The sequence below is a fragment of the Maribrevibacterium harenarium genome (assembly GCF_006385675.1).
Taxonomy (GTDB): domain Bacteria; phylum Pseudomonadota; class Gammaproteobacteria; order Pseudomonadales; family Marinomonadaceae; genus Marinomonas; species Marinomonas harenarium.
In genome coordinates, this window is record NZ_VFRR01000008.1 from 24,919 (window position 1) to 37,190 (window position 12,272).

11 protein-coding genes are annotated in these 12,272 nt (G+C 49.5%); 10 read left to right on the plus strand and 1 reads right to left on the minus strand.

All coding sequences use genetic code 11. The features are described 5' to 3' along the window. Positions 1–8: 8 nt before the first annotated feature. Positions 9–1,340, minus strand: coding sequence for a signal recognition particle-docking protein FtsY (gene ftsY, locus FJM67_RS06125; RefSeq protein WP_140587892.1), 1,332 nt, complete (start codon positions 1,338–1,340; stop codon positions 9–11). A gap of 168 nt (positions 1,341–1,508) precedes the next feature. On the opposite strand from ftsY, the gene FJM67_RS06130 reads away from it, so the two are divergent. The 10 genes from FJM67_RS06130 (at position 1,509) to FJM67_RS06175 (ending at position 12,265) form a co-directional block, all read left to right on the plus strand. Continuing rightward, positions 1,509–2,756: a hypothetical protein gene (locus FJM67_RS06130; RefSeq protein WP_140587893.1), complete on the plus strand. Its 1,248-nt coding sequence runs from the start codon at positions 1,509–1,511 to the stop codon at positions 2,754–2,756. After that, complete coding sequence (gene rsmD / locus FJM67_RS06135) at positions 2,753–3,352, plus strand: 16S rRNA (guanine(966)-N(2))-methyltransferase RsmD (RefSeq protein ID WP_140587895.1); 600 nt, start codon at positions 2,753–2,755, stop codon at positions 3,350–3,352. Before FJM67_RS06130 ends, rsmD begins: the two co-directional genes overlap by 4 nt. A gap of 210 nt (positions 3,353–3,562) precedes the next feature. Then, the gene (locus tag FJM67_RS06140) at positions 3,563–5,413 is read left to right on the plus strand and encodes a methyl-accepting chemotaxis protein (RefSeq protein WP_235889998.1); all 1,851 of its coding nucleotides are present in this window, start codon (positions 3,563–3,565) and stop codon (positions 5,411–5,413) included. A 172-nt stretch (positions 5,414–5,585) separates the two neighbouring features. Continuing rightward, positions 5,586–6,746, plus strand: coding sequence for a homoserine O-succinyltransferase MetX (gene metX / locus FJM67_RS06145; RefSeq protein WP_140587899.1), 1,161 nt, complete (start codon positions 5,586–5,588; stop codon positions 6,744–6,746). After that, on the plus strand, positions 6,739–7,329 hold the full coding sequence (gene metW, locus FJM67_RS06150; RefSeq protein WP_140587901.1) for a methionine biosynthesis protein MetW: 591 nt from the start codon (positions 6,739–6,741) through the stop codon (positions 7,327–7,329). The genes metX and metW overlap by 8 nt, the downstream gene beginning before the upstream one ends. Before the next feature lie 14 nt (positions 7,330–7,343). Beyond that, complete coding sequence (locus FJM67_RS06155) at positions 7,344–7,778, plus strand: DUF4426 domain-containing protein (RefSeq protein WP_140587903.1); 435 nt, start codon at positions 7,344–7,346, stop codon at positions 7,776–7,778. A gap of 9 nt (positions 7,779–7,787) precedes the next feature. Next, positions 7,788–8,396, plus strand: a complete 609-nt coding sequence (rdgB, locus tag FJM67_RS06160) for an RdgB/HAM1 family non-canonical purine NTP pyrophosphatase (RefSeq protein WP_140587906.1) — start codon at positions 7,788–7,790, stop codon at positions 8,394–8,396. After that, positions 8,393–9,568 (plus strand): radical SAM family heme chaperone HemW, encoded by a 1,176-nt coding sequence (hemW, locus tag FJM67_RS06165; RefSeq protein WP_140587908.1) that lies wholly within the window; start codon positions 8,393–8,395, stop codon positions 9,566–9,568. Before rdgB ends, hemW begins: the two co-directional genes overlap by 4 nt. A 272-nt stretch (positions 9,569–9,840) precedes the next feature. Next, a complete protein-coding gene (locus FJM67_RS06170; protein WP_140587910.1) occupies positions 9,841–11,424 on the plus strand; it encodes a BCCT family transporter in 1,584 nt (527 codons plus the stop codon). Positions 11,425–11,662: 238 nt separating this feature from the next. Then, positions 11,663–12,265, plus strand: a complete 603-nt coding sequence (locus FJM67_RS06175) for a TMEM165/GDT1 family protein (protein ID WP_456237910.1) — start codon at positions 11,663–11,665, stop codon at positions 12,263–12,265. Positions 12,266–12,272 lie beyond the last annotated feature (7 nt).

Here is a 12,272-nt window from a genome sequence, read left to right on the forward strand (position 1 = left end):
ATCAACTGTTACTCACTATCGAACAAGGCGTCAACAAATTCCTGTGCATTGAAGGGACGTAAGTCTTCCGCTTGCTCCCCTACACCGATATAACGAATCGGCAAACCAAACTGTTTTGCGATGGCAAAAATGATCCCGCCTTTGGCCGTACCATCCAGTTTGGTTAGGGTGATACCACTGACACCAACCGCTTCGGTAAACAGCTTAGCCTGAGATAAAGCGTTCTGCCCAGTACCGGCATCCAACACCAACATCACCTCATGGGGGGCAGTCACATCGAGCTTTTTCATTACTCGCACGACTTTTTCCAACTCATTCATAAGATTGGTTTTATTCTGCAAGCGTCCAGCGGTATCCGCGATAACGACATCAATGCCACGTGCCTTGGCCGACTCGATCGCATCATAGATAACGGACGCCGAATCCGCCCCTGTGTGTTGCGCAATCACTGGCACCTGATTGCGTTCACCCCAAACCTGAAGCTGTTCAACTGCGGCTGCTCGGAAGGTATCTCCTGCCGCTAACAAGACGCTTTTGCCTTCCGCTTGGTATTTTTTCGCTAACTTACCAATGGTGGTGGTTTTACCCACACCATTGACACCCACCATAAGGATTACGAATGGGCCGTCGGATTTCTCAAGGGATAGTGGTTGTTCTGAATCTACTAAAATAGCGCGCATATCCGCTTTAAGAGAAGCCATTACCGCATTGCTGTCTTTTAGCTCCTTACGCCCCAGCTTATCGGTAATGCCTGTAACCAAAGCCTGGGTCGCATCCATCCCTACATCGGCCATTAACAGCTGGGTTTCTAGTTCTTCCAACAGATCATCATCGACTTTTTTACTACCCAGTAACAAACTGGACAAACCATCGCCTAGACCACTGCGAGTGCGGGACAAGCCAGCTTTAATTCGCTGTGACCAAGATAACGTCGGTTTCGCTGGTGCGACTGGTTCTTGGCGTGGTGATTCTTGAACCGTTTGTGCTGGGGATGGACTTTCCGCGGTAGGCTGAGCTTGCGGCTTGCTTTCTTCCACTGGCTCCGATGGTACGGCAGCGACAGTTTGAGTCTCTGCAGACGAATTGACCTTAGCAACAGCAGACGGCTCAACCCGAGTTTCTGCATCAGTTTGCTCGTCTGAGGCTGTAGGAGCCTCCGCCACCTTGGGTGCAGACGTTGGTTTGCCATTACGGATATCATTATCCATGCTTTTGATCACTTTACGCTTAATCGCAAAAGCAAGGATTGCTAGAATGACACCGATGGCAATCGGAGCGAAACGCGCATAATCACCGAAATACGGTGTTAGATAAGTAATAAACTGATTTACAAGTTCCATCAAAATGTCTCTTGGTTATACGAAAACGGGGACAGATGTGCCCAAAACACCATGTATTAGAGCACGCAGACGTGTCAAAGGTGATGATTTTAGCATCATTCTAAGGGGCAAGAAGCCCCGATATTGCCGAAAAATTCTGCGACTACGCCCACTTAGTCAGGACTTACTATGTTAAAAACAGACCGCCCCCTTTTTAGCCGCCCCGTATTGGCGGTGATCATGGTCGCTTCTACCTTGGCAATTTGGCTCTTAAATATGACGGCACCGACACCTCGGCTGCTGATTCCTGAGCTGTCGCGCTGGCAAACCGAGTCAGGCGTCAACCTGATTTGGCTAGAACATGCCGATTGGCAAGAAGGCGACAAAATGGTCATCAGCCTTGAATTTAACGCGCCAGACCAAGGTTTAGTCACTGAAGCTCTATTAGCTCTGTTGTTAAAAGATAGCTTGCCATTGAGTACCGCCACCCTCAACCAGCGCCTCACCGCTGTCGCCACCAAGGTGACTAGCCAACACAATAATGAACGGCAACGGTTTACCATTACGGTTAGTAGCCGTGAGGACTACTTTAATGGCGCCATGAAAACTCTGACCACTTGGTGGCAACAGGCACAAATCAAACCTCGCTCCCTAAGCCAATGGCAACAACAGCGACCACAAGATACTGCCGCCCAACAATTAGAACTCTTGCTAGGCTCCTCCCCATCTATTCCAGTTATTTCCGTGGACGACTTGCAACAAGCACTATCACAGCTGTGTCATAGCCTCGAACGAATAGTCATTGCCGGTGCGGTTCCGGCAGAGCGAAAGGAGCAGATCGCCCAAGCACTCGTCCAAGCTTTTGTTGTCGCCCCCATATTAGAAACAACGACACAATCCAAATCGCCGCTGTCTGCAAGTACGGTGGAACTCGGTACAGGACACTGGCAGCAGTCCCTCGGCGCCATTATGCTGCCGCCACTGACCACACCTGAACAATGGTTAGCATTGCAAATCTGGATAGCAGACGCTCTGCAACAGCAGAAACTAACGCTGCAAGCCGACATTGCCACTTGGCAACTCGTGTTAGCGCCGGTAGCTCCTACTATTCAATGGCGGGTCTTGATTCCTGCCGGACAAGAATATGATCCAACCCTATATCAACGTTGGATCGATAAGGATAAATTACCCAGCCTCACGGATAGGGATGCGTTTAACCGTCTCAAAGAACAACTGCAATTGAGCCTAGAGCAACATAGTCAAGACCCCGCATGGTGGGGAACAAGCATGTTAGAATTAAGTCGTCTGACGGGTTACGAGGCAATTGCCAATGAATTAGTGAGTGCCCTAACCTCATTGGATCAAGCAACTTATCAGCGGCATATTACTCAATTGGTAACTTTAGACTCACTGCAACAGGTACAGGTTTTTCAATGACAAAACGTTCTGCTAAAACGGGCAATACCAAGTCTGCCTCAGGGGCCTCAAAGTTACGTATCATTGGCGGACAATGGCGCTCACGACAGTTGCCCGTACCTTTGTTGGAAGGGTTACGCCCGACTCCAGATCGAGTCAGGGAAACCCTATTTAACTGGTTGAATTTTGAAATTCCCGGCGCTCGCTGTCTTGACCTGTTCTGTGGCTCAGGAGCGCTCGGTCTTGAAGCCTTATCAAGGGAAGCGGCTTGGTGCAGTTTTGTTGATGCCAGCCCCATAGTGGCAAAACAAATTAAAGCCAACTTAACCACGTTAGGTGCGAACCATGCCGAGGTCCATCACACCAGCGCGGTCACCTTTTTACAATCTGCGCCAGCATCCAAGTTCGATGTCGTGTTCTTGGACCCGCCGTTTCGTCATGACTGGCTGAATCAGGTCTTGCCTCTGCTTAACGACGCTTGGCTAAACGATAATGCTTATATCTATCTTGAACGTGAAAGTGAAGCGGAATTACCCCCACTGCCAGCAAGTTGGCTGTGCCGCAAAGAAAAGCGGGCAGGACAATTGACTTATAGCCTCTACCAACGCCAGCCATAAGCGCCCCAGAAAAGGGCAAAAACACCACCACGAGCACCATATCAGTTCAACTTATGACCACTTAGGTCACAAATATGGTGCTTTTACAATTATTTAGCTGGCGCGCTAATTGCAGACTGTGTTCATCTAGTGTGGATTTTGGATACACCCTTTTTTGTCCTTTTATTCGAGGTTTTTATGCTGGGGAATTTCACCTTTCGCGCAAAGCTCATGAGTTTACTACTTTGCGCTATTTTCGGTTTTGCTCTAGTCACCGTGGTTGCCATCAATAGTATGAATGCGCAACAGGACGCCTCCCGGTTACTACGTAACTATGCCAATCTGCAATCGACTACCGAGCAGGTCAGCATCGGTGTGCTGGAATACGCCGATACCCTACGTAATCTTAATGAAGAGGGTTTTACCGCCTATTTAACCCAATTAGCCCAAGATCGTGACCGTTTTATTAGTCGCTTAGATGAAAACGGAGCCAGCATTCCACAGGCAAATCTACAAGCGGCCGTGGAGCATGTGAGCACCGCTCTGGCTGAATATATCGGTGCGCTGATTTTTCTCACCGAACAGCGCCATACCGTTGGCTTCACCAGCGAATTTGGTCTACAAGGGGATATCACCCGGCTCGGGAATGAACTGAGCGCTGCGGTAGAAACCCTGACCTTATTACGCCGGGAATTTGTCAATGTGCGCAAAGAAGAGGCGAATTATCTACAACAGCCCACGGAAGAAAACTTAGCGCCACTGATGGCCAGCTATGAACGTTTTATGGTGCGAGTCGACAACTTTGGTTTCAATGACACCATTGGTCAGTCAGCTACGGCATACCTAGAAAAAATCCAAGCTTACCCTGAAGCCTTTGCCCTACTGGAACTGGCCGAGCAACAATATGGTGTCGCCAAGGCGAGCTTTGATGAACAACAGACACAACTGAGCAATCTGCTTGAGCAAGATATTCTGGCCGCCCAAGCTGCCGCGGAACAGCAAACCCAACAGGCTTACGCTTCACTTATTATCGTGAGCATTGCGGTGACTGTCATTGCGGCGATCTTGATGATCAGTGTCGGACGCAGTGCACGTCATACTCTTTCCCAAGTTATCGCCGATTTAACGAAAGTTAAAGATGGGGATATGACCGCCAAAGCCCATGTAAATGAACGACGTAATGACGAGTTCGACGCCTTGGGCAAATCCCTTAACGCCATGACCAGCGGCTTACATGGGGTATTACACGATGTGGTATCAACTTCCACCCATGTCTCCACTATGGTGGATGAACTTAACGGTGCAATTGGTAGTATTGCCACTAACAACCGCTCGGTGAGTTCCCGTACCAATTCGTTGGCGGTTGCCACCGATGATATTTCCAGCCGCATCACGACCTTGTCTGCCACTACGGCAGAATTACAGCAACATTCTAGCGAAACCTACAACTCTGCTAAGGCCGGTGCCGGCACGATTCGCGCGGTATTAGAGAACCTCAGTGGCACAGTCGAAGCCGTGAATCGCACCAGCCAACAGCTAGACGAGCTTGGTACCCTTTCTGCCGACATCGACAATGTAATCGGCATGATCAACGATTTGGCCAATCAAACCAATCTATTGGCTCTGAACGCCGCCATCGAAGCCGCCCGTGCCGGTGAAGCAGGTCGTGGCTTCTCCGTGGTCGCCGATGAAGTGCGCTCCTTAGCCGAAAAAACCGTGGATGCCACTTCCCGCATTACGGAGATTGTCAGCACCATTCAAAATTCCACCCAGAATGCCATAGCAACGATGCAGCAGGGTCAGCAGCGTTTGCATCTGATTGAAGAAAATGGTGGTCAAGCGGAAGAAGCCATGCGCACCATAGAACATAATGCGCAAACCAGTTCCAGCGCCGCCAACTCCATGGCAGGAGCCATTCAGGATGTGGCAGCCACTGCGGTACAAATGAGCACGGAAATGGAACGTATTGCCCACCAGTTGAGTGAAGATACTCACTCCATTGAAGTGATCGTGGATAAAGCCCAGTCCATTCACAATATGACCGATAGCTTAGCGGATAAAACCCGCATTTTCCGTCTATAAAGTCAGCGCTTTCAAGACACCGAATACGCCCTTTCACCGCTAGGTGAAAGGGCGTTTGCTTACTTGAAGCCCATGCGGTCAGGCGCTAGACTGTCGTTTCATTTTGATAAGCACCTTAAACGGCCTTCCCGCACACTTGGGGTCACCTGATTTCTTAGGACACAGTTTCACTATGCCGGACACCATACCTGTTGATTCCGTGGGTCTTGTTACCCCACAGGTTGCTGAATTTAACGAGCCTCTCGCGCTCGCCTGCGGCCAAACACTGGCAAATTACCAACTGGTTTACGAGACCTACGGGCAGCTCAATCGGGACGCCAGTAACGCTGTTCTCATCTGTCATGCGTTGAGTGGCGATCATCATGCCGCTGGCTACCACACCATGGCTGACCGTAAACCGGGTTGGTGGGATAGCGCGATTGGCCCCGGTAAACCGATCGACACCAATCACTTTTTTGTTATTAGTTTAAATAACTTAGGTGGTTGTTGCGGCAGTACCGGTCCAACCAGTATCAACCCAGCAACGGGCAAAGTATGGGGGGCGAAATTCCCCATGGTTACGGTGGAAGATTGGGTTGAAAGTCAAGCGCGCCTAGCGGACCGCCTCGGTGTACAGCAGTTCGCCGCTATTATCGGCGGCAGTTTAGGCGGTATGCAGGTATTGTCTTGGAGTATTCGTTACCCACAACGGTTACGGGCTGCGGCAATTATTGCCTCTGCTCCCAAACTATCGACCCAAAATATCGCCTTTAATGAAGTCGCACGTCAGTCCATTCGCCGTGACCCAGATTTCTTCGACGGGGATTATATGGATCATGACACCATCCCGACCAATGGCTTGGGCTTGGCACGCATGCTTGGGCATATTACCTACTTGTCCGACGACTCCATGGGCAATAAATTTGGTCGCCAGATGCGCCATGACCAATTTCAGTACCACTATGATATTGAATTTGAAGTAGAAAGTTACCTGCGCTATCAAGGGGAAGCCTTCACCAAACGCTTCGATGCCAATACTTATATGTTGATGACCAAAGCCCTAGACTACTTCGATCCAGCGGCTGACCATGACCATGATTTGGCCAAGGCGCTGGCTCCGGCCCAATGTGATTTCTTACTGGTTTCCTTTACCACCGACTGGCGTTTTTCTCCTCAACGTAGTGAAGAAATCGTCAATGCGCTAGTTAAAGCAGGGAAACGGGTGTCTTACGCCAAAATTGAAGCGGTGGAAGGACATGATGCCTTTCTTTTCCCCATCCCAAGATACATGGATGCGCTACGTGGTTTCTTACAACGGGTGAGCCCAGTAACTCAGGAGAATAGCCATGCGTAGTGACTTGGAATTTATCAATCGCTGGATTCAAGCCAATATTAAAGTATTGGATTTAGGCTGTGGTGATGGAGCCTTGTTAGATCATTTGATGCGCCACAAACAAGTGACTGGCTACGGTTTAGAAATTGATGCCGCAGGCATTCAGGGCTGCGTGGAGAAAGGCGTTCCGGTACTTGAACAAGACTTGGACCAAGGTCTACATAATTTTGATGATCAAAGCTTTGATCTGGTAGTTATGGCCCATGCGTTACAGCAATTCCGCCGGCCTGACCTGCTACTGGATGAAATGTTACGGGTAGGCAAAGAAGCCATTATTACTTTCCCGAACTTCGGCCATTGGCGTAACCGTATGCATCTTGGTTTACATGGGCGTATGCCTGTTTCTGAGTTCCTACCGTATAACTGGTACGACACCCCCAATATTCACTTTTGTACCTTCGATGACTTCCGCGATTTATGTCATGCTAAAGGTATTAAAATCGTTAAGTGGGCGGCAGTGGATGGTAAATTGCAGGATCACTGGTGGACTCGCCTTATGCCGAATTTGCTGAGTGAAACCGCCGTATTTCACGTTACCCGATAATTTGCGAGGTGTTTATGATGCGTCTTTTTCTTATTGTTGTGAGTCTTTTGGCTGGCGTAACCCAAGCCAGTGAGCAAGTCACTCGTTTTGGTCAGTATCAACTCCATTACAATACCTTTGAGTCGACCTTTCTTCAGCCCAACATAGCTAGCCAATATGGTTTTGTACGCAGCAAAGGTACTGGGTTATTGAACGTTGCGGTTACCAAAGACGTAGCAGGTGAAACACCGGCGCCCCAAGCAGCTATCGTCACGGCGACAGTGACCAATCTGATTGGGCAACGGGTAAAACTGGAATTTACCACTATCGAAGAAGGGAACGCGATTTACTACATTGCCCCGTTCACCAAAACTAACGATGAAATTCTAAAATTCTCGGTCTCCGCCAAGCTCAATGCTGATGCCACCCCCATGCAAGTAGAATTTCAACGTCACGTATACACAGACTAAGCCAGACTTATGAGCCAAACAATTGTGCTTGCCAGCAATAATGCCGGCAAAATTAACGAGTTTAACCAACTATTTGCCGACTACGGTTTGGTTATCAAACCCCAAGGGGATTGGCAGGTAAGCGACGCCGACGAAACTGGCCTGAGCTTTATTGAAAACGCCATTCTCAAAGCGCGCCACGCCAGTAGCCATACTGATTTGCCCGCTATCGCCGATGATTCCGGTATCGCAGTGGATTATCTCAATGGCGCGCCGGGAATTTACTCGGCCCGCTTTGCTGGGGAACATGGCAATAACGGGGCTAACAATGCCCTACTGCTTGAAAAGCTCGCTGGAGTACCCAGCCATGAGCGTACTGCTCGTTTCCATTGCGTGTTGGCTTATGTGCGTCATGCCAGCGATCCAACACCCATCATAGCCCACGGCGTGTGGGAAGGTCGTATCTTAGAGGATGCAGCCGGTAACGAAGGTTTTGGCTATGACCCGATTTTCTATGTGCCAGAAACCGATTGCAGCGCAGCCAGTTTGCCAAAAGAAATTAAAAACCAACTCAGCCACCGGGCCAAGGCGTTACAGCAGTTAATCGCACTTTTCCGTGAGCAGCATATCATTCCATGAGTGCTGCCCTCCCTCCCCTAAGTCTTTATATTCATCTGCCTTGGTGTGTACGTAAGTGTCCCTATTGTGACTTCAACTCCCACCAAGCAGACCGTTTTCATGAAGCCGGCGAGCTGCCAGAAGATGCTTATCTCACGCAACTTTTCGCGGATTTAGACTGTGACCTGCCATATGTACAAGGTCGAGCAATTCAAACCGCTTTTATCGGTGGCGGCACCCCCAGTCTGATGAGCGCTGACTTTTACTATCGCCTGATGGATGCGTTAAGAGAAAAACTCACCTGGGTCGATAACGCTGAAATCACCATGGAAGCGAACCCTGGTACCTTTGAACAAGAGAAGTTTCGCCACTTTCGTCAAGCGGGCATCAATCGCCTTTCCATCGGCACCCAAAGTTATCAGGCTAACCTGTTGAAAACCCTAGGAAGAATCCACAACCCGGCAGAAGCCATTGGGGCTGTGGAAAAGTCTCGCTTAGCTGGTTTCGATAATATCAATATTGATTTGATGCATGGACTACCGGGACAAAGCTTGGCTATGGCATTGGCAGATTTGCAGCAAGCCATTGATTTAGCACCGGAACATTTGTCTTGGTATCAGTTAACCATTGAGCCCAATACCGAGTTCTACCGCCGCCCGCCGACCTTACCGGAAGACAATACCCTGTGGGATATTCAGGATGAAGGCCTTGCCCTGCTGGAAGCAAACGGTTATCACCAATATGAAATTTCTGCCAACGCCAAAGTTGGCTATCAGGCCCAACATAATCTCAATTACTGGCGCTTTGGTGACTATTTGGGCATCGGTGCCGGAGCACATGGAAAAGTAACCCTTGGCGATGGTCGTATTCTACGTACCCGTAAGACCCGCCATCCGAACCATTATCTGAATGCCATCCCAGCATCTTTGGCAACGACCGAAGCGATTGCTACTGAAGATCTACCGTTGGAATTTATGATGAATCGCCTGCGCCTGTTCGAAGCTTTTCCACTACAGGAATACTTGCGCTATGCCGAGCCTCAATACGCTCCGGTCTTACTCGCCGGCTGCGAACAAGCACTGGCACAAGGTTGGTTAGAGCTGGACGCTTGGCAACAACACATTGTGCAAACTACCCCTAAAGGCAAACTGTTTTTAAACGAGTTATTGGAACTGTTCCTGCCAGAAAATTAGTTAGACTTGAAACTTTTTTTGACCTGAAACCCTATTTCTGTCAATATTTTACGGACTCTGGCGTTAACTCAGAGTTAGTTTTCGTTTCATCTCGCGAATTTCTACCGCCATTTAGATGGCGCTGCGGGCGCTGTTACGTATTTTGATTGGTGACCATAAGTCACCCTATTTCAACTGCAATTGGAATAAATCACAATACGCCGACAGTGCCGCTTGCTGCACTCCTGTATTTATTCCAATTGCGTCACTTCGATTGTTTATGGAGAACGCAAATGAGTGCAAACACCCCGCACAAGGGCCGTGACGAATACAGCACCTCCTATCAAGCTGGGCAAGACAATGTCCAGTTTCTTGGTCTAGATGTACACAACCTTGTATTCGGTATTAGCGCGGCAATTATCTTCGCTTTTGTTATCGGTTCCATCGCTTTCCCTGGTGATGCCAAAGACCTGTTGATGTCTGCCCGAGGCTGGTCAATCAACAACTTCGACTGGTTCTTTATGATTGCCGGTAACTTCTTCGTGTTGTTTTGTCTGGCACTGATCTTTTTGCCAATGGGTAAGATTCGCCTTGGCGGCACCGAAGCTAAGCCAGAACACTCCACCATCACTTGGTTCGCCATGTTGTTTGCTGCCGGTATGGGTATCGGCTTGATGTTCTGGAGTGTGGCAGAGCCGGTTGCTTACTACACGGGCTGGTACGGCACGCCACTCAATGTGGAGGCCAACACCCCAGCGGCGGAGAAACTCGCCATGGGCGCTACCATGTTCCACTGGGGCTTACATCCTTGGGCGATTTACGGTGTCGTGGCCCTAGCTTTGGCCTTCTTCGCTTACAACAAAGGGCTGCCATTGACCATACGCTCGGCGTTTTACCCTCTATTCGGTGAGCGCGTATGGGGCGTCTTAGGTCATTTTGTCGATATTCTCGCTGTGATTGCGACCATTTTCGGTCTGGCAACGTCCCTCGGCTTTGGTGCCCAGCAAGCCACTTCCGGCCTGCATTTTCTGTTTGGGATTCCCAATACCTTAATGACTCAAATTATCGTCATTGCGGTAGTTACTGGTGTCGCTATTTTTTCAGTAGCGCGAGGCTTAGATGGTGGGGTGAAACTGCTTTCCAATATCAATATGTTGATAGCGGCGTTGCTTGCGGTCTTTATTCTCGTTGTCGGTCACACGGGCGCTATCTTTGGTGCCATTGGAACCTTCTTCCTCGGCTATGTGGAAAACATTATTCCTCTAAGTAATTGGGTCGGTCGAGAAGACCAAACCTTCTACCATGGCTGGACGGTATTCTACTGGGCTTGGTGGATTTCTTGGTCGCCATTTGTCGGTATGTTTATCGCCCGCGTCTCCCGTGGTCGTACAGTGCGTGAATTTATTATCGCGGTGCTATTGGTGCCAACTCTCGTATCCTTGGTATGGATGGCGATCTTCGGTGGCTCTGCAATCGAGCAGGTTGAAAACGGTGTGGGTGCCTTAGCAAATGGTATCAGCGACGCTTCTTTGGCGATGTTCCAGATGTTTGAGCAGTTACCGCTGACCTCGTTAATTTCATTTGTTGGCATTGTGTTGGTATTAGTGTTCTTTGTCACCTCGTCTGACTCTGGCTCCTTGGTCATCGATGGCATTACCGCCGGTGGCAAAACCGACGCGCCAATGGCGCAACGGGTATTTTGGGCCGTGTTAGAAGGTATTATTGCCGTGGCCTTGCTCATCGGTGGGGGCGCTGAAGCCTTAACCGCGATTCAAGCCGCTGCGATTACCATCGGCTTGCCGTTCACTCTGCTGATGCTGGTCATGTGTATCAGTCTCTGGAAAGGCTTGCAGTCGGATCTGAAATTCGTCCGCTAATCCGGTAAACGCGACACAAAAGTGGCCATTTGCGGCTGCTTTTGTTGTCGCGTGACCCGTTGTGTATTACCATCACACCCACTCTTAAGGGAGTAATCTTCACCTTGTGGCGTAAGCCCTATCTTGGTGATCCTCTGTCAACATAATTGGGCCCCATGCCCATGGTAGAGGAGTCCACGCGCACCGCGCTGGGATTGATGAGACTTAAGACAACATCCTGTCTCTGGTGGGCACGGGCATGTTGTCTTTTGTTGATCGCCCACCGAAGGAACTGCTGATGGAAGCCATCTTAACGTCAATCTCCACTGTTGCACTTGCCGAAATGGGCGATAAAACCCAGTTGTTGGCCTTGTTTCTTGCGGCTCGTTTCGCCGCCAAAGGCCAAATCGTGCTCGGTATTTTACTTGCCACTATCGCCAACCATTTAGCCTCTGCTTGGCTCGGTGCCTGGGTGGCCGATTGGCTCCCCCCTACTTGGATTCATTGGCTGATTGGAGCAAGTTTTATTGCCGTCGGTTTATGGATTCTTATCCCGGATAAAGACGATAGCGATGACAATAGCGTAATGAAATCCGGCGCATTCATTGCTACCTTTATCCTATTCTTTATGGCAGAAATCGGTGACAAAACCCAAATCGCGACTGTGATCTTGGGGGCGAAGTATCAAGCGATCACTGCGGTGACCTTGGGCTCCACCATCGGTATGCTGCTGGCCAATGTTCCCGTCGTTTATGCCGGACAATGGCTGATGGAACGCATTAACCCTGACAAAACTCGTCTTGCTGCCTGTATTTTATTTGTATTGTTAGGGATAGCCGCCATCGTCTTTCCTAGTTTTTAGAGGTCAT

What these genes read in the sequence shown, in the direction of transcription:
- ftsY (WP_140587892.1), bottom strand. Translation starts at nt 1,340, where the DNA reads ATGGAACTTGTAAATCAGTTTATTACTTATCTAACACCGTATTTCGGT.
- FJM67_RS06130 (WP_140587893.1), top strand. Translation starts at nt 1,509, where the DNA reads ATGTTAAAAACAGACCGCCCCCTTTTTAGCCGCCCCGTATTGGCGGTG.
- rsmD (WP_140587895.1), top strand. Translation starts at nt 2,753, where the DNA reads ATGACAAAACGTTCTGCTAAAACGGGCAATACCAAGTCTGCCTCAGGG.
- FJM67_RS06140 (WP_235889998.1), top strand. Translation starts at nt 3,563, where the DNA reads ATGAGTTTACTACTTTGCGCTATTTTCGGTTTTGCTCTAGTCACCGTG.
- metX (WP_140587899.1), top strand. Translation starts at nt 5,586, where the DNA reads ATGCCGGACACCATACCTGTTGATTCCGTGGGTCTTGTTACCCCACAG.
- metW (WP_140587901.1), top strand. Translation starts at nt 6,739, where the DNA reads ATGCGTAGTGACTTGGAATTTATCAATCGCTGGATTCAAGCCAATATT.
- FJM67_RS06155 (WP_140587903.1), top strand. Translation starts at nt 7,344, where the DNA reads ATGATGCGTCTTTTTCTTATTGTTGTGAGTCTTTTGGCTGGCGTAACC.
- rdgB (WP_140587906.1), top strand. Translation starts at nt 7,788, where the DNA reads ATGAGCCAAACAATTGTGCTTGCCAGCAATAATGCCGGCAAAATTAAC.
- hemW (WP_140587908.1), top strand. Translation starts at nt 8,393, where the DNA reads ATGAGTGCTGCCCTCCCTCCCCTAAGTCTTTATATTCATCTGCCTTGG.
- FJM67_RS06170 (WP_140587910.1), top strand. Translation starts at nt 9,841, where the DNA reads ATGAGTGCAAACACCCCGCACAAGGGCCGTGACGAATACAGCACCTCC.
- FJM67_RS06175 (WP_456237910.1), top strand. Translation starts at nt 11,663, where the DNA reads ATGTTGTCTTTTGTTGATCGCCCACCGAAGGAACTGCTGATGGAAGCC.